The sequence below is a fragment of the Bordetella sp. H567 genome (genome assembly GCF_001704295.1).
In the GTDB taxonomy this organism is placed as follows: domain Bacteria; phylum Pseudomonadota; class Gammaproteobacteria; order Burkholderiales; family Burkholderiaceae_B; genus Bordetella_C.
The window spans coordinates 1,655,155-1,678,560 of the sequence record NZ_CP012334.1 but is presented as its reverse complement, the minus strand read 5'-3'; the positions used below and the strand labels follow the sequence as shown (position 1 = coordinate 1,678,560).

Below are 23,406 nucleotides of genomic sequence, written 5' to 3'. Positions count from 1 at the left end.
GCGTGGCACTGGAAAACGGAACGAAGCATCGACCGGACGGGAATCCCCACACTCTACACTAGGGGCTGTCGGCGCTGGAAGGCGCCACGGCGCGCCCGGTCCGGACCCGGATGCCGGCCGCTTTGCCCATGAATCCGGACGGAGTATCCCCTTATGCTGCGATGGCTGCTTGGCCGCGGCGCGCCCGCGGCCCGGATCGCGGATGTGCAAGCGCGCATCGAACCCGCACTGTGGGAGCAAGTCCTTCAGGCCTATCCCTTCCTGGCCGGCCTGCCGGCCGCGGAAGCCGGTGAACTGCGCGCCCGCGCCGCATGGCTGCTGGCCAGCAAGACCATGAACGGCGCGCGCGGCCTGGCGCTGACCGACTTCATGCGCCTGTCCATCGCCGCGCAGGCGGCGCTGCCCATCCTGAAGCTGCCGACGGCCCTGTACGAGGGCTGGGACGAGATCATCGTGTATCCCGGCGGCTTCGCGATACCCCGGCGCCGCGAGGACGACATCGGCGTGGTGCATGAGTATATGGAGGACGCCGCGGGGGAGGCCTGGGACGGCGGACCGGTCGTGCTGTCCTGGGAAGACGCGCGCATCGCGGAAGGCGGCTTCAACGTCGTCATCCATGAATTCGCCCACAAGCTGGACTTGATGGGGGGCGACGCCGACGGCATGCCCAGCCTGGCGGGCCGGGCCGAGCTGAACGCCCGCCTCTGGCGCCGCGTACTGGACGACAGCCTGGACCGTTTCACCCAGGCGCTGGAGGCCGTGGAAGCGGCCATCCCGCCGCATATCGACCCGGAAGGGCCGGATGCCGACCCCTGGTACGGCCAATTGCCCATGGACCCGTACGCAGCCACCGACGAAGCCGAATTCTTCGCCGTCAGCTCCGAGTCGTTTTTCGTGGACCCGGCGCCGCTGGCGGAGGCCCTGCCGGAATGGTATGGCTTGCTGCGCGCCTATTACCGGCAGGATCCGCTGTCGCGGCAAGGTCCGGACCAGGCCTGAATCAGGCCACGGCCGCCGTGACGACGATTTCGACCTTGTAGTCGGGGTTCGCCAGGCGGGCTTCGACGGTGGCACGGGGAGGCGCGTTGCCGGCGGGCACCCAGGCGTCCCATGCCTTGTTCATGCCGTCGAATTCCTTCATGTTGGCGACGAAGATCTGCGCCATCAGGATCTTGGTCTTGTCCGTGCCCGCTTCCGCCAGCAGGCGGTCGATGGTGGCCAGCACCTGCTGGGTCTGGCCGGTGATGTCCAGCGAGGCGTCATCGGGCACCTGGCCGGCCAGGTACGCTACGCCGTTGTAGACGGCCATGTCGGAAAGACGCTTTTCGACGTTGACGCGCTTGATCGAGCTCATGAGTTTCCTTTCGGTTCTGGGTTGAAAAAGATTGCGGTGGCCGGATCGCCGGGGGCCTATTTCGCCCCGCCTTCCTCGCGTATCGGCGGCAACTGGAACACCTGGCGCAGGTAGGCCAGGTAGGCGGGGTCGTCGCACATGGTCTTTTCGGGCGAGTCCGAGACCTTGGCCACCGGCTGGCCATTGCAGCGGACCATCTTCATCACGATCTGCAAGGGCTGGTGACCCAGGTCGTTGGTCAGGTTGGTGCCGATGCCGAACGATACCCGGCAGCGCCCGGCAAAGCGCCGCGCCAGCTCGATCGCGCGCGGGAAGGTCAGCGCATCGGAAAACACCAGGGTCTTGGTGCGCGGATCGACGCGGTTGCCCAGGTAGTGCGCGATCATGCGCTCACCCCACACGAAGGGGTCTCCGGAATCGTGGCGCGCGCCGTCGAACAGCTTGCAGAAATACATATCGAAGTCGCGCAGGAAGGCGTCGGTGCCGTAGACATCGGACAGCGCGATGCCCAGGTCGCCGCGATATTCCTTGGCCCAGACCTCCAGCGCGAAGACCTGGGAGTCGCGCAGGCGCGGGCCCAGCGCCTGGCAGGCCTGCAGGTATTCATGACCCATCGTCCCCAAGGGCAGGACGTCGTACTTGCGCGCCAGCGCCACATTGCTGGTGCCGGCAAACATTTTGCCCATCGTGGCCTTCATCGTTGCCACGACCTCGTCGTGCCACACCTTGGAAAAGCGCCGGCGCGTGCCGTATTCCGCCACCCGGAAATCGGCCATGTCCGGCGCCTTCACCACCAGGTCCATCTTGGACTGCAGCCGCGCCCGGCCTTCTTCCAGGTCCGGGTGCGCGCGCGTATTGCGGAAATAGACCTCGTTGACGATGGCCAGCACGGGGATTTCGAAAAGTATGGTGTGCAGCCACGGGCCCTTGACCTCGATCGAGATTTCGCCGGGATGATCACCCTCGCCCACGACGATGCAGCGCTCGGGCAGGTGGAACAGGCCAAGGAAATCGACAAAGTCGCTCTTGATGAAACGCAACCCGCGCAGATAGTCCAGTTCGTCGTCGGCGAAGCGCAGCTGGCACAGATGATGGATCTCGGCGCGGATTTCGTCCATGTAGGGACGCAGGTTCACGCCTGGCGTGCGGCACTTGTAGCGGTACTCCACCTGGGCAGCCGGGAAATGATGCAGGACGACCTGCATCATGCTGAACTTGTACAGGTCGGTGTCTAACAGCGAGGTGATTATCATGATTCGCTTGGTCGCTTGCGTGCGCGCCGGCCGCAAAAGGGGACTGCCGTCCGCGGTGTCCGGCGGCATCGCTGCGGCCGGACACCGCGAGGAAAACCGTATTCAACCATAGTATGCCGGCGTGCGATGACGGGGCGGCCGGGATTATCCCGCCATTGGCGCGACAGGGAGGCCACGGCGGCTGGACCAAGCCGCGACATTACCCGGGTCAGGGTTATGCCGGGAGGCGTTGAACGCAATTGGGTAAAATCTCATTTTTCCCCAGAATAAAAAACGCCCCACCGGGAGTTGCCGCATGACTCACGTCGTCACCGAAAACTGTATCAAATGCAAGTACACCGATTGCGTCGACGTGTGCCCCGTTGATTGCTTCCGCGAAGGACCGAACTTCCTGGTCATCGATCCGGACGAATGCATCGATTGCGCGGTGTGCATTCCGGAATGCCCGGCCAACGCCATCTACGCCGAAGAAGACGTTCCGCAGGACCAGTTGCAATTCATCAAGATCAATGCCGAACTGTCGCCCGAGTTCGCCAGCATCAGCCGCGCCAAGAAGCCGCTGCCCGATGCCGACGAATGGAACGGCAAGCCGGACAAGCTGCCGTTACTGGAAAAATAAGCCGGCCGGCCGCGGGCCGTCCCTGGATTAACGCCCTTCGCGGGTCCAAAGCCGGCTTGCCGGCGCAGCAGTGGGGACACCGATCCGCCCATGACCGAAAGCAAGTACACGCGCCAGACCGTCACCGAGGTACGCCAGTGGGTACCGGGCAAGCTGTTTTCCCTGCGGGTGACGCGGGATCCCGCCTTTGTGTTCAAGGCCGGGCAGTTCGCGCGGGTGGGGTTGCCGGAAAGCAATACGCCCGGTGCGGAACCCACCTTGTGGCGCGCCTATTCGATGGTGTCCGGCCCCCTGGACAACGAACTCGAGTTCTATTCCATCGTGGTGCCGGAGGGCCCGTTCAGTCCCCGGCTGGCGGCCCTGAAGCCCGGCGATCCGCTGTATGTCGAAAAGACGCCCTACGGTTTCCTGACGATAGACCGCTTCGCCACGCAGCCGTCCACCGCTCAATCCGGCGCGTACAGTGACCTGTGGCTGCTGGCCAGCGGCACCGGCCTGTCCGCCTATCTGTCCATCCTCCGCGACCCCGCCACCTGGACCACCTTCCGCCGCATCATCCTGGTGCATGGGGTGCGCACCGCGCAGGAACTGGCTTACCGCCAGGAGATCGAAGGCTGGTCCGACCTGCCCGAATTCGCCGGGATATATCGCGCGGACCCACGCAAGCTGATCTATCTGCCCATCGCCACGCGCGAAACCCTGCCTGGCGTGCCGCAAGCCCGCCTGACCACGCTGATCCAGGACGGACGGCTGGAATCACTGGTGGGCGAAAGACTGGACCCGGCTCATGCCAAGGTCATGCTTTGCGGCAATCCCGCCATGCTGGCGGACGCCCGTAAACTGCTCGGGGAAAGAGGCTTCGCGCCGGGGCGCCGCGGCGTGCCGGGCAACCTCGCGGTGGAAAACTACTGGTAGTCCACCACGCCGCTGCAATCCTTCGCAACATCCCGGGCACGTGCCTTGCCATGTTCCCGGGCCGACCTGGGGACGCATCGCCTACCGGCGCGATCGGCCCCACGCGGTTGACAACAGGCTGAAATTTCCCTTTTTGGCAACACATGTTGGGCGGAATACGCTGCGAAAGCGTCCTATGTGCCGTCAGTTCTGTTGCAGTGCGTAAAATAACCCGCACGAACCCGCCGCGGATCAGTCCAACATGCATGAGGACAGATCCAGGCGGTGCGGGGCCGATGGCTCCGGGTCTGGAAAGGAATATTCGATGCTGTATCAATTGCACGAGCTGCAGCGCGCCTTTTTGACGCCCTTTGCCGCGTTCACGGACGTCGGCTCGCAGCTATTCTCCAACCCCTATAGCCCTTGGGCCTATACCCCCGTCTCGCGCCAACTGGCCGCCGGCTACGAACTGATGCACCGCATCGGCAAGGAATACGAAAAGCCGGCATGGGGCCTGCCGACTACCGAGATCGACGGCAAACACGTGAAAGTGGTGGAAAAGGTGGCGGTCGACAAACCGTTCTGCCGGCTGATCCACTTCGAGCGCCAGGGCCTGGCCAAGCGCAAGGACCCGCAGGTGCTGCTGGTGGCCCCGCTTTCGGGCCATCACGCCACCCTGCTGCGCGACACGGTGCGCGCCCTGCTGCCCCGGCACGACGTCTACGTGACCGACTGGGTCGACGCGCGCATGGTGCCGCTGTCGGAAGGCCCCTTCCACCTGAACGATTACGTGCGCTATGTGCAGGACTTCCTGCGCTTCCTGGGCGCGGACACGCATGTGATTTCGGTGTGCCAGCCCACGGTGCCCGTGCTCGCCGCGATTTCGCTGATGGCGTCCAGCAACGACCCCTGCCAGCCACGCACCATGATCATGATGGGCGGCCCCATCGATCCGCGAAAAAGCCCCACGCAGGTCAACAACCTGGCGACCACCAAGCCGTACTCGTGGTTCGAGAACCAGCTCATACACCGCGTACCCGGCCGTTATCCCGGCACCGGGCGGCCGGTTTATCCGGGTTTCCTGCAGCATGCCGGCTTCGTCGCCATGAACCCGGACCGCCACCTCAAATCGCACTACGATTTCTACCAGGACCTGGTCCGCGGCGACGACAGCGACGCGGAAGCGCACCGCCGCTTCTACGACGAATACAACGCCGTACTGGATATGGCGGCGGAGTTCTACCTGGATACCATCAAGATGGTGTTCCAGGAACACCAGCTGCCCAGGGGCAAATGGAAGGTGGATGGGCAGCTCGTGAAGCCGGCCGACATCAAGAACGTCGCGCTGATGACCATCGAAGGCGAACTGGACGATATCTCGGGCCTGGGCCAGACCCGCGCGGCGCTGGACTTGTGCAGCGGCATTCCCGCCGATCGCAAGACCCACTATACGGCGCAGAAATGCGGCCACTACGGGATTTTCTCGGGCCGCCGGTGGCGCGAAATCATCTGTCCTAAAATCGCGGAATTCATCCGCCAATACGCCTGAAGCCGGGCCACGGCGGCGCGGCCGCCGATCATTCCGATACGGGGCCGTCCAGGCCCCTTTTTTTTCATGTCCACCATTACCCTCGCGGACCGCATCGACGGCCTGCTGCCCCAGACGCAATGCACGAAGTGCGGCTATGACGGCTGCCGGCCTTATGCCGCGGCCATCGCCGCCGGCGAAGCCGATATCAATCGCTGCCCGCCCGGCGGGGAGGACGGCGTGCGCGCCCTGGCCGCCCTGCTGGATAGACCGGCGCCGGCACTGGACCTGTCGCGCGGGCATCCCGGACCGCTGATGCTGGCCGTGGTCGACGAAGCCCATTGCATAGGCTGCACCCTGTGCATCGACGCCTGTCCGGTGGACGCCATCGTGGGCGCGCCCAAGCGCATGCATACGGTGCTGGACGACGTGTGCACCGGCTGCGACCTGTGCGTCGCGCCCTGCCCCGTGGATTGCATCGCGATGGTGCCGGCCGGCCGTGCCTGGACCGCGGACGACGCCCGCCATGCGCGCGCGCGCCACGACGGCCGTGCGCGCCGGCTGCGCGAAGGCGCCGGCGCCGATGCCGACGCCGACCGCCGCGGCGATGCCGCCGCGGAGGAGGTTCCGCCCCACGAGGCCGAGGCCCGCAAGCGCGCCGCCATCGAGAACGCGCTGGCGCGCGCCCGTGCCCGGCGTAGCCGCCCGGGGCCTTGAAAGCCGGGACGGCCTCCGCTCGCGCGGCCCGCACCGGTCGATACAGCGACGCGGACGTACGGCGGGACGCGGAAAACACCAAGAAAAGGAACAACGCCAACGATGAACGCCGCCAAACGCCGGGAAATCTTCGCCCGCCTGCAAGCCGCCAATCCCACGCCGACCACCGAACTCGAATACGCGACACCGTTCCAGTTGCTGATCGCCGTGCTGCTGTCCGCGCAGGCGACCGACAAGTCGGTGAACATCGCCACCCGCAAGTTCTTTCCCCACTACGGCACCCCTCAGGGGCTGGTGGAGCTGGGCGAAGCCGGGCTGACGGAATACATCAAGACCATCGGCCTGTACCGCACCAAGGCGAAGAACGCCGTCGCCACCGCGCGGCTGATCCTGGAACAGCATGGCGGCGAAGTGCCCCAGAGCCGCGAAGCGCTGGAGGCCCTGCCCGGCGTCGGCCGCAAGACCGCGAACGTGGTGCTCAATACCGCCTTCGGCCAGGCGACGATGGCCGTGGACACGCACATCTTTCGCGTGGCCAATCGCACCGGACTGGCGCCCGGCAAGAACGTGCTGGAAGTCGAACTCAAGCTGACTCGGCTGGTGCCCAGGGAATACCTGCAGGATGCGCATCACTGGCTGATCCTGCACGGCCGCTACGTCTGCGTGGCGCGCACCCCGAAATGTCCGCAATGCGGCATCGCCGACCTGTGCGAATACCGCCATAAAACGCCGGCCAAGCCGGCGTGAACCCGCAAGTTGTCACACGGCTGTCAAGTCCCCGTATTCCTTAGAAAAAACCTATGTAAAACCCGCATAGTATTTTGCCCTGGGCGTCCGCATACTCGCCGCAACAATTACGCACAATGAACGATGGTGGAGTATGGAAGACACCATTCTGGAGACCCAGGGACTGACCAAGGAATTCCGCGGATTTGTCGCGGTGAAAGGTGTCGACCTGCGCGTCCGCCGCGGCCATATCCATGCGCTGATCGGCCCCAATGGGGCCGGCAAGACCACGTGCTTCAACCTGCTGACGAAGTTCCTGGCGCCCAGCGCCGGACGCATCGTTTTCAACGGCGTGGACATCACGGGCGAAAAGCCTGCGCAGATCGCACGCCGCGGCATCATCCGCTCGTTCCAGATTTCCGCCGTATTCCCTCACCTGACGGTGCTTGAAAACGTGCGCATCGGCTTGCAGCGCAAAACGGGTTTGTCCTACCACTTCTGGCGCAGCGAGAAACGGCTGGACAGCCTGAATGCGAAGGCGCACGAGCTGCTGGACGAAGTCGACCTGGGCAGTTTCGCGGAAGAGATGACCGTGAACCTGCCCTACGGCCGCAAGCGCGCGCTGGAAATCGCCACCACGCTGGCCATGGAGCCGGAACTGATGCTGCTGGACGAGCCCACGCAGGGCATGGGCCACGAGGACGTGGACCGCGTCACCCGCCTGATCAAGCGCGTCGGCGTAGGCCGCACCATCCTGATGGTCGAACACAATATGAACGTGGTCTCGTCCATTGCCGACCAGATTACCGTGCTGGCGCGCGGCGCCGTCCTGGCCGAAGGCGGCTATGCCGAAGTCTCACGCAATCCCGAGGTGATGCAGGCTTATATGGGGACCACCGCGGGTGAATTGCAAGGAGCACACGCATGACAGCGCCGGCATTGGAAATCTCCGATCTGCACGCCTGGTACGGCGAATCCCACATCCTGCATGGGGTGGACATGCGCGTGGCCCAGGGCGAAGTCGTCACCCTGCTGGGACGCAACGGCGCCGGCCGCACCACCACGCTGCGGGCCATCCTGGGCCTGACGGGCAGCCGCCGCGGCTCGGTGCGCATCAACGGCACCGAGTCCATCGGCCTGCCGACCTTTCGCGTCGCGCACCTGGGCGTGGGCTATTGCCCCGAGGAACGCGGCATTTTCGCCAGCCTGTCGTGTGAGGAAAACCTGCTGCTGCCGCCGGTCATCGGCGGCGCGCTGGGCGGCGGCATGTCGCTGGCCGAAATCTACGACATGTTCCCCAACCTGCACGAACGCCGCCATTCGCCGGGGACCCGGCTGTCCGGCGGCGAGCAGCAGATGCTGGCCGTGGCGCGCATCCTGCGCACCGGCGCCAGCCTGCTGCTTCTGGACGAGATATCCGAGGGCCTCGCCCCGGTTATCGTGCAAGCGCTGGGGCGCATGATCACGGCGCTGAAACAGCGCGGGTACACCATCGTGATGGTGGAACAGAATTTCCACTTCGCCGCGCCGCTGGCCGACCGCTTCTACGTCATGGAGCACGGCCAGATCGTCGAGCATTTCGACGCATCTCAGCTGACTGAAAAACAGGAAGCGCTCAACGACCTGCTGGGCGTTTGAATGTGCCACCCGCCGGAAAACCGGCAACCCCCTACAAGAGGGAGAGGAGTCAAAATGAAGCTGCATACCCTTACCGCCGCGCTGGCCCTGGCCGGTTTCGGACTCGCCGCGGCGCCGGCCGTCCAGGCGCAAGGCATCTCCGATGATGTCATCCGCATCGGCTTCATTACCGATATGTCGGGCGTGTATTCCGACATCGACGGCAAGGCCGGCGTGGAAGCCATCCGCATGGCGATCGAGGATGCCGGCGGCAACATCAACGGCAAGAAGATCGAAGTGATGTACGCCGACCACCAGAACAAGGCCGACGTGGCGTCATCGCGGGCGCGCGAATGGTTCGACCAGCAGCACGTGGACGTGCTGATCGGCGGCACCAACTCCGCGACCAGCCTGGCCATGGCCGCGGTTGCCGCCGAGAAGAAGAAGCCCTTCATCGCCATCGGGGCGGGCGCCTCGGACCTGACCAACGCGCAATGTACGCCCTATACCGTGCACTACGCCTACGACACCGTGGCGCTGGCGCGCGGCACCGGTTCGGCCGTGGTGAAGGACGGCGGCAAGAGCTGGTTCTTCCTGACCGCGGACTACGCGTTCGGCCACGCCCTGGAGCGCGACACGGCCAACGTGGTGAAAGCCGCGGGCGGCGAGGTCAAGGGCCAGGTGCGAGCCCCGCTGGGCGCATCGGACTTCTCGTCCTTCCTGCTGCAGGCGCAGGCCTCCAAGGCCCAGATCCTGGGCCTGGCCAACGCGGGCGGCGATACGATCAATTCCGTCAAGGCGGCGAACGAGTTCGGCATCACCAAGACAATGAAGTTGGCGGGCCTGCTGGTCTTCATCAACGACATCCATTCGCTGGGCCTGCCGGCCACCCAGGGCATGTACCTGACCGACGGCTGGTACTGGGACCAGAACGACGCCTCGCGCGCCTGGAGCAAGAAGTTCGAAGCCAAGGTCGGCCGCAAGCCGTCGATGCTGCAGGCGGGCGACTATTCGTCGGTCTCGTTCTATCTGAGCGGGGTCAAGGCCACCGGCACCGACGATCCCGACACGGTGATGAAGTGGATGAAGTCGAACAAGATCAACGATATGTTCGCCCAGGGCGGCTATGTGCGCGAAGACGGCCGCATGATCCACGACATGTACCTGATGCAGGTGAAGACACCCAAGGAGTCCAAGGGTCCGTGGGACTACTACAAGGTGGTCGCCACGCTGCCCGGCGACCAGGTCTACACCAAGCTGTCTGAATCGACCTGCAAGCTGGTCAAGAAATAAGCAGGACATCGCGGTGCGGCGCCACCCGGCCATGCCGCCGGGCGCCGTACCGCGCCTGCCTTCGCGTGCCCATGCATAACCGGCGCAGGACTTCCAAAAAACCATGAATGTTTTCGGCATCCCCATGCAGGCCCTGTTCGGGCAATTGCTGCTGGGCCTGGTGAACGGTTCTTTCTACGCCATGCTGTCGCTCGGCCTGGCGGTCATCTTCGGTCTGCTCAACGTCATCAACTTCGCCCACGGCGCGCTGTACATGATGGGCGCCTTCGTGGCGTGGATGGGCGTGGCCTACCTCGGCCTGAACTACTGGATCGTCCTGGTCCTGGCGCCGCTGGTGGTCGGCGTATTCGGCATCGTCATCGAACGCCTGCTGCTGCGCCACCTGTACCGGCTGGATCATCTTTACGGCCTGTTGCTCACCTTCGGCCTGACGCTGCTGATCGAGGGCCTGTTCCGCAGCGTCTACGGTGTATCGGGACAGCCCTTCCCGACGCCGGACCTGCTGCAGGGCGCCACCAACCTGGGCTTCATGATCCTGCCGAATTACCGCGGCTGGGTCGTGGTGGCCTCGCTGATCATCTGTTTCGGCACATGGTTCGTGATCGAGCGCACGCCGCTGGGCGCGCTGCTGCGCGCCGCCACGGAAAACCCCAAGCTGGTCGAAGCCTTCGGCGTCAACGTGCCGCGCATGATCACGCTGACCTACGGCTTCGGGGTCGCCCTGGCCGCCTTCGCCGGGGTGCTGGCCGCCCCGGTGCTGCAGGTATCGCCCTTGATGGGATCCAACCTGATCATCGTGGTGTTCGCCGTCGTGGTCATCGGCGGCATGGGTTCCATCATGGGGGCCATCCTGACGGGCCTGGGCCTGGGCGTGATCGAGGGGTTGACCAAGGTGTTCTGGCCCGAGGCATCCAACACGGTCGTCTTCGTCATCATGGCCATCGTGCTGCTGCTGCGTCCGGCGGGACTGTTCGGGAAGGAAAAATGAATCGACACATCGCTGGCTATGTGGTCCTGGCCATCGCGGCGGCGCTGCTGCCCTTCCTGGGCGTGTACCCCATTTTCGCCATGAAGGTCATGTGCTATGCGCTGTTCGCCTGCGCCTTCAACCTGCTGCTGGGGTTTACCGGCCTCCTGTCTTTCGGCCACGCGGCCTTCCTGGGCAGTGCGGCCTACGCCACCGGCCATGCGCTGAAGGCATGGGGCGTCACGCCGGAGATCGGGCTGGTCTTCGGCGTCGCCGTGGCCGCCCTGCTGGGCCTGGTGGTGGGGGGCCTGGCCATACGCCGCAGCGGCATCTACTTCGCCATGATCACGCTGGCCATGGCCCAGATGGCCTACTTTTTCTTCTTGCAGGCCCGCTTCACCGGCGGTGAAGACGGCCTGCAGCAGGTGCCCCGCGGCCGCCTGTTCGGTCTGATCGATCTCAGCAGCGACCTGACCCTGTACTACCTGGTCCTGGCGCTCTTCCTGATCGGCTTCGCCGTCATCTGGCGCACGGTCAACTCGCCTTTCGGTCAGGTGCTCAAGGCCTTGCGCGAGAACGAGCCGCGCGCGATCTCGCTGGGGTACGACGTCGACCGCTTCAAGCTGCTGGCCTTCGTCCTCTCGGCGGCCATCGCGGGGCTGGCGGGCTCGGCCAAGACGCTGGTCTTCGTGTCCGCCACGCTATCGGACGCGACGTGGCAGATGTCCGGCCTGGTCATCCTGATGACGCTGATCGGCGGCATGGGTACTTTCCTGGGCCCGGTGTTGGGCGCCTTCATCGTCGTTCTGCTGGAAAACAAGGTGGGCGACTTCGGGCAGGCGCTGACCAGCATGACCGGCATCGAGTGGTTCCGCCAGCTGGGGGAATCGGTGACCATCGTCATCGGCCTGATCTTCGTGATCTGCGTGATGGCCTTTCGCCGCGGCATCGTGGGCGAATTCCAGGCCCTGCTGCGGCGGCGCAAGACGGCCTGACCGAAACAGCAGGCAACCAGGCTCGCCGCGGTGGCGCGGGCGCATTATGCTGGAGCGGTTCGCCAGGAACCCGCCATGCGCCCGCACCGCCCCTGCCTGTCCCGGCACGCCATCGTGCCCCCCTATCTGCTGGACCGGCTTGCCGACCAGGGCAGCCCTCATGTACGCACCTGCGCGGCCACCACCCTGAGCCTGATTGGGGACGATGGCACGCTGCGCGGCGCCGCGCAGGCACGCGCCTTCGCGGCCCGGCCGGAAGCCGCCGACGGCGCCGGACGCCGTATCCACACGGCCGGCGGCGGCACCGCCCTGCCGGGCGAACTGGTCCGCCGCGAAGGCGACCCCGCCACGGAAGACCCTGCCGCGGACGAAGCCTACGATTACCTGGGCGCCACGCGCGCTCTGTTCGCCGAGGTGTACGGACGGGACTCTCTCGACGGCAAGGGCATGGCACTGATCGGCACGGTCCATTACGGCCGGCACTACGACAATGCGTTCTGGAACGGCACGCAGATGGTATTCGGCGATGGCGACGGGGAAGTCTTCAACCGCTTCACCATCGCCATGGATATCGTCGGGCACGAGCTCGCGCATGGCGTGATCGACTACGAGGCGGCCCTGGTGTACCGCGGGCAGGCAGGCGCGCTGAATGAATCCATATCCGATGTATTCGGCGCACTCGTCAAGCAGTATCGGCTGGGCCAGACCGCCGACCAGGCGGACTGGCTGATCGGGGTGGGCCTGTTCACCGATGCCGTCCGCGCGCGGGGATTGCGTTCCATGCGGGCGCCGGGTACCGCCTATGATGACCCCTTGCTGGGCCGCGACCCGCAGCCCGCGCACATGCGCGATTTCGTCCAGACCGAAGACGACAATGGCGGCGTCCACCTGAATTCCGGCATACCGAACCGGGCCTTCTATCTCGTTGCCAGCGCGCTGGGCGGCCATGCCTGGGAAGCGGCCGGCCGCATCTGGTACGACACCCTGTGCGACGGCGCCCTGGCCCGCGATGCCGATTTTGCCGCCTTCGCCTCGCTTACGCTCGAACACGCCGGCGGCGCCGGCGCGCGGGATGCGGTCCGGCGGGCATGGCGCGACGTGGGAGTATTGCCATGACAACCCTTCCTCCCTGGGAGACGGTGGTCGCGGTGCTGGTCAAGCGCCAGGGCGGCGTGGCCGGCGTGCCGGCGCTGGCACGGCCGCGCACGATTTCGCTGCGGCATTTCCCCCAGGACGAACGCGGGCGCCTGTGCGCGGCCATCACCCAGGCCGCGGCCATGGCAGCCGAGGAGTGCGGCAGCGGCGACCAGCGCTACTTCACCATCGAGATCCTGCAGGACGGCGAAGTGGAACCGTTGCGCTTCAGCGTCCCGGAGGCGGCCGCCCCGGAACCCCTGGTCAGTCTGTGGCGCGACGGCAGGACTTGAAACGCGCTCGCCGGATGCCACGCAACATGTTGTACGTTCTGCCATGTGTTTTGGCTATGCTATACGCCTGTCTGGAAGAGCATGCGGCACGCCCCGACGGGGAAACGGCCGAAACTTTTTCAGGTTGGCAAGGTCTTATATAAGACATAAGATATAAAACATCGATTCAATCCACCCTGCCGCAGTACATGACAAGCGCAGGGAAACGCATGAAAATGGCTGCTTTTTCGCGGTCCACTACCTTGGAGTTCATCATGCCGCACAACGTGTTCGACACACTTAAGACATTCAAGATCGGCAACAAGACCTGTCAGTACTACTCGTTGCCGGCGCTGGGCAAGGCGCTGGGCGTGGACGTTCAACGACTGCCGCTGTCAATGCGCATCGTGCTGGAGTCCGTGCTGCGCAATTGCGACGGCCAGAAGGTGACCGAAGAGCACGTCAAGCAGCTGGCGAACTGGCAGCCCAACGCCAAGCGCGAAGAGGAAATCCCCTTCGTGGTGGCCCGCGTGGTCCTGCAGGACTTCACGGGTGTGCCCCTGCTGGCCGATATCGGCGCCATGCGCTCGGTGGCCCAGGCGATGGGCGCGGATCCCAAGCGCATCGAGCCGCTGGTGCCCGTGGACCTGGTGGTGGACCACTCCGTCATGATCGACTACTTCGGGACCAAGCAGGCCCTGGACCTGAACATGAAGCTGGAATTCAAGCGCAACCAGGAGCGCTACCAGTTCATGAAATGGGGCATGGAGGCCTTCGATACCTTCCGCGTCGTGCCGCCCGGCTTCGGCATCGTGCACCAGGTCAACCTGGAATACCTGGCCCGCGGCGTGCACTTCGACAAGGCCAACAACGTCTATTACCCGGACTCGCTGGTCGGCACGGACAGCCACACGACCATGATCAACGGGATCGGCGTGGTGGGCTGGGGCGTGGGCGGCATCGAGGCCGAGGCGGGCATGCTGGGCCAGCCCGTGTACTTCCTGACGCCGGACGTCGTCGGCGTGGAGTTGAAAGGCCAGCTGCGCGGCGGCGTCACCGCCACCGACCTGGTGCTGACCATCACGGAAATGCTGCGCCGCGAAAAAGTTGTCGGCAAATTCGTGGAGTTCTGCGGCGAAGGCACGGCCAGCCTGTCCGTCACCGACCGCGCCACCATCGGCAACATGGCCCCCGAATACGGCGCGACCATGGGATTCTTCCCGGTCGACGACCGCACCATCGACTACTTCAAGGGCACCGGCCGCACCGAAGAGGAAATCGCCGCGTTCGAGGCGTACTTCAAGGCCCAGAAGATGTTCGGCGTGCCCAAGGCCAAGGACATCACCTACAGCAAGCTGCTGACGCTGGACCTGGGTACCGTGACGCCTTCGCTTGCCGGCCCCAAGCGCCCGCAGGATCGCATCGAGATCGGCAACGTGAAGAACACCTTCACCTCGCTGTTCTCCAAGCCGGTCGCTGAAAACGGCTTCAACCAGCCGGCCGAAAAGCTGGCCCAGGTATACACCACCAGCGCCGGCACCAAGGTCAAGAACGGCGACATCCTGATTGCCGCCATCACGTCGTGCACCAATACCTCCAACCCCAGCGTCATGCTGGCGGCCGGCCTGCTGGCCAAGAAGGCGGTGGAAGCGGGCCTGAAGGTGCCGCCGCACATCAAGACGTCCCTGGCGCCGGGATCCCGGGTAGTCACGGAATACCTCACCAAGACCGGCCTGCTGCCCTACCTCGAAAAACTGGGTTTCGACGTCGCGGCCTACGGCTGCACCACCTGCATCGGCAACGCCGGCGACCTGGCGGCCGACCTGAACGAAGCCATCAATACCAATGACCTGGTGTGCGCGGCCGTCCTGTCGGGCAACCGCAACTTCGAAGCCCGCATCCACCCCAACATCAAGGCCAACTTCCTGGCATCGCCGCCGCTGGTCGTGGCCTACGCGCTGGCCGGCACGATGCTGCGCGACCTGATGACGGAACCGGTGGCCAAAGGCAAGAATGGCGACGTCTGGCTGGGCGACATCTGGCCCTCCACCGAGGAAGTGCAAAACCTGCTGAAGTTCGCGCTGGACCCGACCGCCTTCCGCGAAAACTACAGCGACGTCCGCACCAACCCCGGCAAGCTGTGGGAAAACATCAAGGGCGTGACCGGCGAGGTCTACAACTGGCCGACGTCCACCTACATCGCCGAACCGCCTTTCTTCAAGGATTTCGGGATGGAGCCCGCGCGCATGCCAACGGTCAAGGGCGCGCGCGCCCTGGGCATCTTCGGCGATTCGGTCACCACCGACCACATCTCGCCCGCCGGTTCGATCAAAGAAAGCTCCCCGGCCGGCAAGTGGCTGAAGGAACACGGCGTCATGAAGGCGGATTTCAACAGCTACGGCTCGCGCCGCGGCAATCATGAGATCATGATGCGGGGCACCTTCGCCAACGTGCGGATCAAGAACCTGATGATCCCGCCGCGCGCGGACGGCAGCCGCTTCGAAGGCGGCGAAACCCTGTACCAACCCTCCGGCGAACAGATGCCCATCTACGACGCGGCCATGAAGTACATCGAGGCCGGCGTACCCACGGTGGTCTTCGGCGGCGAGGAATACGGCACGGGTTCGTCGCGCGATTGGGCGGCCAAGGGCACCCAGCTGCTGGGCGTGAAGGCCGTCGTGGCGCGCAGCTTCGAACGGATCCACCGCAGCAACCTGGTCGGCATGGGTGTGCTGCCCCTGCAGTTCAAGGGCGACGACAGCACGCAGTCGCTGAACATCACGGGCGAGGAAACCTTCGACGTGTCGGGCCTGGAAAAAGGCATCAAGCCGCAGCAGGACGTGACGCTGACGATCCACCGCAAGGACGGCTCGTCGCAGCAGGTGCAGGTCCTGCTGCGCATCGATACCCCGATCGAGGTCGACTACTACCAGCACGGCGGCATCCTGCCCTTCGTGCTGCGCCAGTTGCTGGCCGCCTGAACGCGGTTCGCATGCCGCCCGCCAGCGGGGCGGAGGCATGCAAAAAAAGGGACCAGGCCTTTGCGGGCCTGGTCCTTTTTTTGCCTTGCGGCCGGCGCGGTCAGTCCAGCCGGATATCGGCCTTTTGCACCACCGCGGCCCAGCGCTGGCGTTCGGCCGCCAGCCACTTGTCCATCTCGGCGGGCGTCATGACCACGACGTCGGCGCCCTGTTCCGCCAGCTTGGCCTTCAATGCCGGCGCATTCATGATGCTCGCCAGATCCTTGCTGAGCCTGGCCGCCACTTCCGGCGGCATCGACGCGGGCGCGACCACCCCCTGCCAGGTGCCGGATTCGAATCCCGCCACGCCCTGCTCGGCGATGGTCGGAATGTTCGGTAACTGAGGCATGCGATTGCGGCTGGACACGGCGATGGCCTTGAGCTTGCCGCTCTGGATGTGCGGCAGCGTGGCCAGCATGCCGTTCATGATGATCTGCGTCTGGCCGCCGATGGTGTCGGTGATTGCCTGCGATCCGCCCTTGTAGGGCACGTACTGCCATTGCGCCTGCGTGGCCTGCTCCACCGCCACGCCCGCTACATGAGGCGCGCTGCCCATGGCCGTGACGGCAAAGTTCATGCGTTCGCGCTTGGAGAGCGCCACCAGTTCGGGCAGCGTATTGACCGGCACGGAAGGATGCACGGCCAGGATATGCGGCGAATAAGCCAGCATGCTGACGCCGCGCAGGTCCTTGTTGGGGTCGAAATTGAGCTTGGTATAGACCGAGGGGCTGATCATCAACGCACCCACGTCGCACAGCAGCAGGGTATGCCGGTCCTCGCCGGACTGCGCCACGATGGCCGCGCCCAGGTTGCCGTTGGCGCCGGGCCGGTTGTCCACGATCACCGTCTGCTTGAGGGTCTCGGACAAGGGCTGGCTGATCGCGCGGGCGATGATGTCGGAAGACCCGCCGGCGGGATAGGGCACCAGCAGGCGGACGTTGCGTTCGGGCCAGGTCTGCTGCGCCCGCGCCGCGGGTACCGCGCCGTACAGCGCGGCCGCGCCGGCGGCGGTCAGGAAGGATCGGCGGGACAGAGGCATGGGGTTATCTCCTCGAATAGGGCGTGTTGTTATAGGACATCATATGACTGCAAGGCGATTCTGCCGGAGAATTCGGCGCCGCGTCAATCCGATCATTAGGGGACGATCCGTCACGGCGCGTGGCGGGCGCCCACGACCCTGCCGATTTCGCGGCCGGGCGGAAGGGATGTACGACGACTACCCGCCACAGGCGCCGATCGGCGCCCCACGCTTCAGTCGAACTGATAAGCGTCCATCGCCAGGGCGCCGTAGGCTACCTCGTCCACGAGCCGGATCGCGGCGCCTTCGCCCGCCCCCCACCCCACGAAGAGGGGCAGCAGGTGGTCTTCGTGCGGGTGCGCCTCGCGCGCGCCGGGGGCCCGCGCCCGCCAATCCAGCAAGGCGGCCGTGTCGGCGGCCGCCAGGCGGTCGGCAAACCACTGCTGGAACGGGGGCACATACGGCAGCGCGGCCGCGTCGTGGCGCCGCTGCACGTGGCGCAGGTTGTGCGTCAACGAGCCCGTCGCGAGTATCAATACGCCTTCGTCGCGCAGTGGCTTGAGCGCCTGGCCCAGCAGGTACTGGCCGCGGGCATCGCGCCCGGCATCCAGCGAAAGCGCAACGACCGGGATATCGGCATCGGGGTACAGGTAACGCAGCGGGACCCAAACGCCATGATCCAGGGGCCGCGCCGCATCCTCCTCGACGGCGGCGCCCTGCTCGCCCAACAGCGCCGCGACGCGGGCCGCCAGGGCCGGCGATCCGGCGGGCGCATAGCCCAGCGCGTACAACTCGGGGGAAAGCCGCCAAAGTCGTGCCAGGCCTGCTGGTGCGCGCGGGTGGAAACGGCCAGGCCATGCCGGTGCCAATGGGGAGAGACCGCCAGGATGGCGGAGGGACGCTCGCGCCCGCGCGACCAACCGGCCAGCGCCGCGCCGGCCTGGCCGGGTTCGAGCGCCAGCATGGGCGAACCATGGGAAACAAATAAGACGGGCCAACGCATCGGCGGCTCCTGCAAAAGGGTGGCTTATGGTAGCGCCGCGATGCCGCCCGGCGGCGAGCCGGCCCCGGCCTTGCCGTAGCAGTACACTATATGGTTCTCCTCCCCAGGCTCCGTCATTCATCGCCATGCCTCGCTCCCGCAGCCAACCCTCCTCGCGTCTGACTCGCGACGCCTCGCGCCTGGCCACTCTCGCGCTCGCCCTGAACAGTTCAGGCAGCCGCGTGGAAGACGTGTTCTGGGAAGAGCAACTGCGCGCTTCCATCTCGAAGCTGCTGCGCGCCGGCAACGACGCGCCGCTGGAATCCGCGCTAGATCACCTCTCCCAGACGAATCCCGGCGCCTACGAGGTCCTGATCGAGCAGGCCGAGACCTTCACCGAGTCGACCGTCATCGAAAAGAACGGCGTCGGCTACGACGTCCTGCTGATCGTTGCCCCCATGGTGGCCTGGACGCGCTACACCATCCCCACCGGTCCTGTTACGCCCGCCGCCTTGCAGGCGCTGACGGCGCAGTTGCACGGCCATGTGCTGGCGCAAGAGGTACGCCTGTCGCTCATGCCCTACCTGGTCAGTATCGACCAGATGCCGCGCACGTTCTCCGAAACCTGGCATTGGCTGCAGCGGCTGGGGTCGCAGGCGCTGGGCGCGGAAACGATGAAGCCAGCCATCGGCGAAGAAGCCGAAACGGCCAATATGCTGGCCGATACGCGCTATCTCGTCGGGGCCGTGGCCGTGCCGCGCGGCGCGGCCATCTTCCGCTGGCAGGAAAGCCCCGGCGATGCCGTCGCCACGCGCGAAGCCTGCCTGGCGCAATGGGTGGAACAGGCGCAGCCCACGCTGGCCACGCTGCTGCCCGGCTGCAGCTTCGAATGCCTGCTGCCCGATGCCTACTATGTCAGCAACCGCGAAGCGGACCGCCGCGTGCGCCCGCTGGCACTGCGCGCCGCCGTGACCTGGCTGGAAGGCGCGGTGAACCTGGAACCGGCCCGCCTGCGTGCGGTCGTTGCCGGGTGCGGCGAAGGGCGCATCGACGAATACCGGGTCTCGTTCACGGCCCGCAATAGCAACGACGTCATCTACGGCTGCGTCTGGCCCCTGTATGGCCGCGAGGACGAAACGGCAGGCGAGGACGACAAGCCCGATCCCGTGGAGGAAATCGCCGCCTTGCTCAAGGAGCTGGGCGTGAACGAAGTCCGCCGCATTCCGGGCGTGCTGCCGGCCGACTATTGCGAGGATTGCGGTACACCGTACTTCCCCAATCCGCTGGGCGAAATGGTGCACGCCGAACTGCCCGAAGACGCCGAATCGGCGCCGGCCCGCTTCCACTAGGGCCGCGACGCATGCCGATATCGGAAATGCATGCCGATATCTTCTGCAGGCGGGTCGACAACTACGGCGATGTCGGCGTCTGCTGGCGCCTGGCGCGCGGCCTGCGCCAGGCCGGCGGATGGCGTGTCCGCCTGTGGATTGACGACCTCGCGGCATTCGCGCGCATGGAGCCGCGCTGCGACCCGCGCCTGCCGCTGCAGGACATCGGCGGGATTGCCATCGTGGCGTGGTCCGCCCAGCCGCCGGCGCTACCGCCGGGCGACGTGGTCATCGAAGCCTTCGCCTGCGACCCGCCCGCTGCGTTCCGCGCCGCCATGCGCGGGCGTCCGCCGATCTGGATCAACCTGGAATACCTGAGTGCCGAGGCCTGGGTGGAATCGCACCATGGGCTGCCTTCGCCGCAGCCCGACGGCCTGATGAAGTACTTCTTCTTTCCGGGCTTCACCCCGGCGACGGGCGGGCTGCTGCGCGAGGCCGGCCTGGCCGCGCGGCGCGATGCCTTCCAGCGGTCGCCGCAGGCACGGCAGGTCTTCCTGCGCGAACTGGGCGTCACGGTGGACCTGGCGCCATCCGAACACGGCGATGCGGGGCGCCCGTCCCCACGGCTGGTAACCCTGTTCTGCTATCCGGATGCCCCCCTGGACGGGCTGATCGGCGCCATGCGCGGGGATCCCGTCCGTACCCTGCTGCTGGTGCCCGAGGGCGTGGCGCCGCGGCTGGAAGCCGTGGCGGGCGCGGCAGGGACGGGAAAGGTGACGGGGCCGCGCATCGTGCGCATCCCCTTCCTGCCGCAAGACGACTACGACCGCCTGCTCTGGTGTGCCGACCTGAATTTCGTGCGTGGGGAAGATTCCGTCGTGCGCGCCGGCTGGGCGGGCCGCCCGCTGGTCTGGCAGATTTATCCGCAGGCGGACGGCGTCCACCTGGACAAGCTGGATGCCTGGCTGGACCGCTATCGGCCGCCGGCGCCGGCCCGTGCGCTATTCCACGCCTGGAATACCGGCGCCCCGCCCGCCGTGCTGGCGGCGGCATGGGGCAACGCCACTTCGGGCGCTGCCTGGGCGGCCTGGGAAGGCGCGGCCCGTGCCTGGGACGAGAGCCTTTCCGGGCAACCGGACCTGGCGACCAAGTTGATCGAATTTTGCGCAGAGCTACGGCGAAAATGCTAAACTCATGGGTTTTGCAGGCATAGGCCAGGCAACCGTCTGCTCCCGTTCCGACATCGTGGCCGGACCGGGTAGAACCAGGAATCTCCCCGGAGTTTTTAATCGATGAAAACCGCTCAGGAATTGCGAGTCGGCAACGTGGTCATGGTCGGCAAGGATCCGCTCGTGGTCCAGAAGGCCGAATACAACAAGTCGGGCCGCAACGCGGCCGTGGTCAAGCTGAAGTTCAAGAACCTGCTTACCGCCGCCGGCAGCGAATCGGTCTACAAGGCCGACGAAAAATTCGACGTCGTCGTGCTGGACCGCAAGGAATGCACGTACTCCTACTTCGGCGACCCGATGTACGTCTTCATGGACGAGGAATACAACCAGTACGAGATCGAAGCCGAAAGCATGGGCGACGCGCTCAACTACCTGGAAGAAGGCATGCCGGTCGAAGTCGTGTTCTACGACGGCCGGGCCATCTCGGTGGAGCTGCCGACCAGCGTGGTGCGCGAGATCACCTACACCGAGCCCGCCGTGCGCGGCGATACCTCGGGCAAGGTGCTCAAGCCGGCCAAGATCAACACCGGCTACGACATCAACGTGCCGCTGTTTTGCGCGATCGGTGACAAGATCGAAATCGACACCCGGACCGGCGAATACCGCAGCCGCGTGAACAACTAAGCGCGGTTGCCCTACGGCGTTCCCGCGCCGTCCGCGCCGACCTGAAGCAAGGCCCTCCGATGGAGGGCCTTTGCTTTTGCGTTGCGTGCCCGGCATGGGGCTGCGCTTGCGCATGGAAACGGGACGAAGCGCCCCTGCGGCGCGGAACCGCCGTGGCCGCCGGCCGACCCATGGGCTTCGTCCATCCGGCACGGCGCCGGCGTGGACGGCAGATTCCGCCGCAACGATGTCTTCGAATACGAGGTCGCCGCCATGTTCCCCATCCAAGGATCTTCTCACGCCCCCCGCCCGCCGGCCGATACGCAGCCGTCCGGCGCGCCATTCGTGGCGCGCGGCGGCCCGCCGCCCCGCGCACCCCGGCACCGCAACAAGCGCGTCAAGGGGCAGCTCCCGCCCCAGTTGCGACGCCCGGTCACCGCTGACACCGTACGCAACGCCGCCCTGCTCATGCTCCACGAAAAATGTCGTGGCCTGCGCGAATGCGCCACGAACGTCGGCGTGTCGAAATGGACCCTGGCCAACTTCGTCGACGCCGAAGGCAAGCTGACGGAGTTGGGACGCAAGATCGACACGGGTACCCTCCTCGCTCCGGGCGACCGGGATGCGGCCAGGCAACCCATCGAACACAAGACCGTGTTGAAACCGGAAGATTTCGACTTGGCGGACAAACGGCTGGGCAGGACCGTGGGCAAGATGTCCCGCACACTGTTCTGCGACCTGTACGGCTACGACCACGGGACGGTCTTTCGCGCCTACGGCAAGGACGGCGGGATCACCGACTGGGGCCGCCGACAGCGGGACGCGGCGCTCGCCCTGCAGACAGCCGAATCGTCACAGCCCGCGGCCGGCAACCTTGCCAGCCCCGTGGCTTCCCGGACAGACGCCGCTGAACGGCGGGCAACGGCAGCGTCCCTATCGGCCCTGGCCACCCGCGAAGGCATCGCCCTGGGGTATTGGGACGACATGAGGTTCCTCCGCCTGGGCAAGGCCGGTGCGAAGTTTGCCGGCGATGTGGACAGGACCCACGGCCATTGGCGCATACGGCCGGCCCCCGGCGGCGAATACGTTCTTGCCCACGGGCCCCGCGCGGCCGAACACATCGTCAACATCCTGCGCCTGCATGGGCGCCCCGAGTTGAACGTCGACTACCACCTGTGGAAATCCGAGGATGGCCGCAGCATCGCGGCGGTGCCCAAGGCGGGAGACCCGCCGTCCGACGCGCCGCTCGCGGCGCAGGCGTCGTAGCGCCCCGGCGCAGGGCTTATTGCAGCCTGTCGTCGTCGAAAATATCCGGCAGCGCCATGAAATCGATGCCGTCCTCGGACAGCGCCCGGCGCTCTTCCGGCGTGGATGTGCCGCGTATCGGGCGCTCGTCCGCCTCACCTTCATGGATGCGGCGTGCTTCCTCGGCGAAGCGCGGACCGACGTTTTCCGCCTTGCGGACCATGTCGCGCACCTGTTGCAGGACGGCCGCCTGCAGGCGAGCCATGTCCGTGGACTCGCCACCGGAAGCGGCGGTTGCGGCCTGCGGCGGCGTTTCCGGCGCCTTCAGGTGGGACACGTTCAAATGGGGCGCGGACAGGCGCTTGGACACCTTGTTCGCGCCGCACATGGGGCATGACACCAGGCCGCGCGCCTGCTGTTCGTCGTAGTTTTCATGCGAAGCGAACCAGCCTTCGAAGAGATGGCCCTGCTCGTCGCATTGCAGGTCGAATACTTTCATAGAGGGGAATATGGCGGCAGCCGCCGCCGATACAAGCCCGGCCGCGTTTCCCGCTGGCCATCCGGACCAGGACGAAGTCGCCGAATAGTACGCCAGGATGCCGCGGCCGCGCG

General features: G+C 65.9%; 22 protein-coding genes and 1 pseudogene. 18 read left to right on the top strand and 5 right to left on the bottom strand.

Annotated features, from left to right (window positions below):
* The first annotated feature begins 153 nt into the window (after positions 1-153).
* Positions 154-999, top strand: a complete 846-nt coding sequence (locus tag AKI39_RS07615; RefSeq protein ID WP_066634188.1) for a zinc-dependent peptidase — start codon at positions 154-156, stop codon at positions 997-999.
* 1 nt (position 1,000) lies between these two features.
* Here the strand turns inward: AKI39_RS07615 and AKI39_RS07610 are convergent, their stop codons facing one another.
* Together AKI39_RS07610 and pncB are read right to left on the bottom strand one after the other, a co-directional pair.
* Positions 1,001-1,354 carry a RidA family protein gene (locus AKI39_RS07610; RefSeq protein ID WP_066634186.1) on the bottom strand — a complete coding sequence of 118 codons (354 nt, stop codon included), beginning with the start codon at positions 1,352-1,354 and terminating at the stop codon, positions 1,001-1,003.
* 56 nt (positions 1,355-1,410) lie between these two features.
* On the bottom strand, positions 1,411-2,607 hold the full coding sequence (gene pncB, locus AKI39_RS07605; protein WP_066642430.1) for a nicotinate phosphoribosyltransferase: 1,197 nt from the start codon (positions 2,605-2,607) through the stop codon (positions 1,411-1,413).
* A 295-nt stretch (positions 2,608-2,902) separates the two neighbouring features.
* Here pncB and fdxA point away from each other — a divergent pair, with 295 nt between their 5' ends.
* The 13 genes from fdxA (at position 2,903) to acnA (ending at position 16,350) form a co-directional block, all read left to right on the top strand.
* A complete protein-coding gene (gene fdxA / locus AKI39_RS07600; RefSeq protein ID WP_066634181.1) occupies positions 2,903-3,226 on the top strand; it encodes a ferredoxin FdxA in 324 nt (107 codons plus the stop codon).
* A 90-nt stretch (positions 3,227-3,316) separates the two neighbouring features.
* Positions 3,317-4,141: a ferredoxin--NADP reductase gene (locus AKI39_RS07595; RefSeq protein ID WP_066634179.1), complete on the top strand. Its 825-nt coding sequence runs from the start codon at positions 3,317-3,319 to the stop codon at positions 4,139-4,141.
* A gap of 304 nt (positions 4,142-4,445) precedes the next feature.
* Positions 4,446-5,669 carry a polyhydroxyalkanoate depolymerase gene (locus AKI39_RS07590; RefSeq protein WP_066634178.1) on the top strand — a complete coding sequence of 408 codons (1,224 nt, stop codon included), beginning with the start codon at positions 4,446-4,448 and terminating at the stop codon, positions 5,667-5,669.
* Between the two features lie 66 nt (positions 5,670-5,735).
* The gene (gene rsxB / locus AKI39_RS07585; protein ID WP_066634174.1) at positions 5,736-6,365 is read left to right on the top strand and encodes an electron transport complex subunit RsxB; all 630 of its coding nucleotides are present in this window, start codon (positions 5,736-5,738) and stop codon (positions 6,363-6,365) included.
* Between the two features lie 102 nt (positions 6,366-6,467).
* A complete protein-coding gene (nth, locus tag AKI39_RS07580) occupies positions 6,468-7,112 on the top strand; it encodes an endonuclease III (RefSeq protein WP_066634173.1) in 645 nt (214 codons plus the stop codon).
* A gap of 133 nt (positions 7,113-7,245) precedes the next feature.
* Positions 7,246-8,019, top strand: a complete 774-nt coding sequence (locus AKI39_RS07575) for an ABC transporter ATP-binding protein (protein ID WP_066634171.1) — start codon at positions 7,246-7,248, stop codon at positions 8,017-8,019.
* Positions 8,016-8,729, top strand: coding sequence for an ABC transporter ATP-binding protein (locus tag AKI39_RS07570; RefSeq protein ID WP_066634168.1), 714 nt, complete (start codon positions 8,016-8,018; stop codon positions 8,727-8,729). The genes AKI39_RS07575 and AKI39_RS07570 overlap by 4 nt, the downstream gene beginning before the upstream one ends.
* A gap of 54 nt (positions 8,730-8,783) precedes the next feature.
* Entirely contained in the window at positions 8,784-10,001 is a 1,218-nt protein-coding gene (locus AKI39_RS07565; protein WP_066634166.1) for an ABC transporter substrate-binding protein, read from the top strand.
* A gap of 103 nt (positions 10,002-10,104) precedes the next feature.
* Positions 10,105-10,989, top strand: a complete 885-nt coding sequence (locus AKI39_RS07560) for a branched-chain amino acid ABC transporter permease (protein ID WP_066634162.1) — start codon at positions 10,105-10,107, stop codon at positions 10,987-10,989.
* Positions 10,986-11,963, top strand: coding sequence for a branched-chain amino acid ABC transporter permease (locus tag AKI39_RS07555; RefSeq protein WP_066634160.1), 978 nt, complete (start codon positions 10,986-10,988; stop codon positions 11,961-11,963). The genes AKI39_RS07560 and AKI39_RS07555 overlap by 4 nt, the downstream gene beginning before the upstream one ends.
* A gap of 75 nt (positions 11,964-12,038) precedes the next feature.
* On the top strand, positions 12,039-13,079 hold the full coding sequence (locus tag AKI39_RS07550; protein ID WP_066634158.1) for a M4 family metallopeptidase: 1,041 nt from the start codon (positions 12,039-12,041) through the stop codon (positions 13,077-13,079).
* Positions 13,076-13,390 (top strand): protealysin inhibitor emfourin, encoded by a 315-nt coding sequence (locus AKI39_RS07545; RefSeq protein WP_066634156.1) that lies wholly within the window; start codon positions 13,076-13,078, stop codon positions 13,388-13,390. Before AKI39_RS07550 ends, AKI39_RS07545 begins: the two co-directional genes overlap by 4 nt.
* Positions 13,391-13,644: 254 nt before the next feature.
* Positions 13,645-16,350, top strand: a complete 2,706-nt coding sequence (acnA, locus tag AKI39_RS07540) for an aconitate hydratase AcnA (RefSeq protein WP_066634155.1) — start codon at positions 13,645-13,647, stop codon at positions 16,348-16,350.
* Positions 16,351-16,450: 100 nt separating this feature from the next.
* Here acnA and AKI39_RS07535 read toward each other — a convergent pair whose 3' ends face one another.
* Both AKI39_RS07535 and AKI39_RS07530 read right to left on the bottom strand, forming a co-directional pair.
* Positions 16,451-17,428, bottom strand: coding sequence for a Bug family tripartite tricarboxylate transporter substrate binding protein (locus tag AKI39_RS07535; RefSeq protein ID WP_066634154.1), 978 nt, complete (start codon positions 17,426-17,428; stop codon positions 16,451-16,453).
* 212 nt (positions 17,429-17,640) lie between these two features.
* A pseudogene (locus AKI39_RS07530) lies at positions 17,641-18,410 on the bottom strand (DODA-type extradiol aromatic ring-opening family dioxygenase).
* 125 nt (positions 18,411-18,535) lie between these two features.
* Here AKI39_RS07530 and AKI39_RS07525 point away from each other — a divergent pair.
* The 4 genes from AKI39_RS07525 to AKI39_RS07510 all read left to right on the top strand — a co-directional run bounded on the left by AKI39_RS07525 (position 18,536) and on the right by AKI39_RS07510 (position 22,815).
* Entirely contained in the window at positions 18,536-19,738 is a 1,203-nt protein-coding gene (locus tag AKI39_RS07525) for a DUF2863 family protein (RefSeq protein WP_066634151.1), read from the top strand.
* Positions 19,739-19,764: 26 nt separating this feature from the next.
* Positions 19,765-20,907: an elongation factor P maturation arginine rhamnosyltransferase EarP gene (earP, locus tag AKI39_RS07520; protein WP_066642426.1), complete on the top strand. Its 1,143-nt coding sequence runs from the start codon at positions 19,765-19,767 to the stop codon at positions 20,905-20,907.
* A gap of 102 nt (positions 20,908-21,009) precedes the next feature.
* On the top strand, positions 21,010-21,570 hold the full coding sequence (gene efp, locus AKI39_RS07515) for an elongation factor P (protein ID WP_066634150.1): 561 nt from the start codon (positions 21,010-21,012) through the stop codon (positions 21,568-21,570).
* Positions 21,571-21,771: 201 nt separating this feature from the next.
* Positions 21,772-22,815: a hypothetical protein gene (locus tag AKI39_RS07510; protein WP_066634148.1), complete on the top strand. Its 1,044-nt coding sequence runs from the start codon at positions 21,772-21,774 to the stop codon at positions 22,813-22,815.
* Positions 22,816-22,831: 16 nt separating this feature from the next.
* On the opposite strand, the gene AKI39_RS07505 is transcribed toward AKI39_RS07510, so the two are convergent.
* Complete coding sequence (locus AKI39_RS07505; RefSeq protein WP_066642423.1) at positions 22,832-23,293, bottom strand: DUF1178 family protein; 462 nt, start codon at positions 23,291-23,293, stop codon at positions 22,832-22,834.
* Positions 23,294-23,406 lie beyond the last annotated feature (113 nt).

What these genes read in the sequence shown, in the direction of transcription:
- nth (WP_066634173.1), top strand. Translation starts at nt 6,468, where the DNA reads ATGAACGCCGCCAAACGCCGGGAAATCTTCGCCCGCCTGCAAGCCGCC.
- AKI39_RS07555 (WP_066634160.1), top strand. Translation starts at nt 10,986, where the DNA reads ATGAATCGACACATCGCTGGCTATGTGGTCCTGGCCATCGCGGCGGCG.
- earP (WP_066642426.1), top strand. Translation starts at nt 19,765, where the DNA reads ATGCATGCCGATATCTTCTGCAGGCGGGTCGACAACTACGGCGATGTC.
- efp (WP_066634150.1), top strand. Translation starts at nt 21,010, where the DNA reads ATGAAAACCGCTCAGGAATTGCGAGTCGGCAACGTGGTCATGGTCGGC.
- AKI39_RS07545 (WP_066634156.1), top strand. Translation starts at nt 13,076, where the DNA reads ATGACAACCCTTCCTCCCTGGGAGACGGTGGTCGCGGTGCTGGTCAAG.
- AKI39_RS07525 (WP_066634151.1), top strand. Translation starts at nt 18,536, where the DNA reads ATGCCTCGCTCCCGCAGCCAACCCTCCTCGCGTCTGACTCGCGACGCC.
- AKI39_RS07535 (WP_066634154.1), bottom strand. Translation starts at nt 17,428, where the DNA reads ATGCCTCTGTCCCGCCGATCCTTCCTGACCGCCGCCGGCGCGGCCGCG.
- AKI39_RS07550 (WP_066634158.1), top strand. Translation starts at nt 12,039, where the DNA reads ATGCGCCCGCACCGCCCCTGCCTGTCCCGGCACGCCATCGTGCCCCCC.
- pncB (WP_066642430.1), bottom strand. Translation starts at nt 2,607, where the DNA reads ATGATAATCACCTCGCTGTTAGACACCGACCTGTACAAGTTCAGCATG.
- fdxA (WP_066634181.1), top strand. Translation starts at nt 2,903, where the DNA reads ATGACTCACGTCGTCACCGAAAACTGTATCAAATGCAAGTACACCGAT.
- AKI39_RS07590 (WP_066634178.1), top strand. Translation starts at nt 4,446, where the DNA reads ATGCTGTATCAATTGCACGAGCTGCAGCGCGCCTTTTTGACGCCCTTT.
- rsxB (WP_066634174.1), top strand. Translation starts at nt 5,736, where the DNA reads ATGTCCACCATTACCCTCGCGGACCGCATCGACGGCCTGCTGCCCCAG.
- AKI39_RS07615 (WP_066634188.1), top strand. Translation starts at nt 154, where the DNA reads ATGCTGCGATGGCTGCTTGGCCGCGGCGCGCCCGCGGCCCGGATCGCG.
- AKI39_RS07565 (WP_066634166.1), top strand. Translation starts at nt 8,784, where the DNA reads ATGAAGCTGCATACCCTTACCGCCGCGCTGGCCCTGGCCGGTTTCGGA.
- AKI39_RS07595 (WP_066634179.1), top strand. Translation starts at nt 3,317, where the DNA reads ATGACCGAAAGCAAGTACACGCGCCAGACCGTCACCGAGGTACGCCAG.
- AKI39_RS07560 (WP_066634162.1), top strand. Translation starts at nt 10,105, where the DNA reads ATGAATGTTTTCGGCATCCCCATGCAGGCCCTGTTCGGGCAATTGCTG.
- acnA (WP_066634155.1), top strand. Translation starts at nt 13,645, where the DNA reads ATGCCGCACAACGTGTTCGACACACTTAAGACATTCAAGATCGGCAAC.
- AKI39_RS07570 (WP_066634168.1), top strand. Translation starts at nt 8,016, where the DNA reads ATGACAGCGCCGGCATTGGAAATCTCCGATCTGCACGCCTGGTACGGC.
- AKI39_RS07505 (WP_066642423.1), bottom strand. Translation starts at nt 23,293, where the DNA reads ATGAAAGTATTCGACCTGCAATGCGACGAGCAGGGCCATCTCTTCGAA.
- AKI39_RS07575 (WP_066634171.1), top strand. Translation starts at nt 7,246, where the DNA reads ATGGAAGACACCATTCTGGAGACCCAGGGACTGACCAAGGAATTCCGC.
- AKI39_RS07610 (WP_066634186.1), bottom strand. Translation starts at nt 1,354, where the DNA reads ATGAGCTCGATCAAGCGCGTCAACGTCGAAAAGCGTCTTTCCGACATG.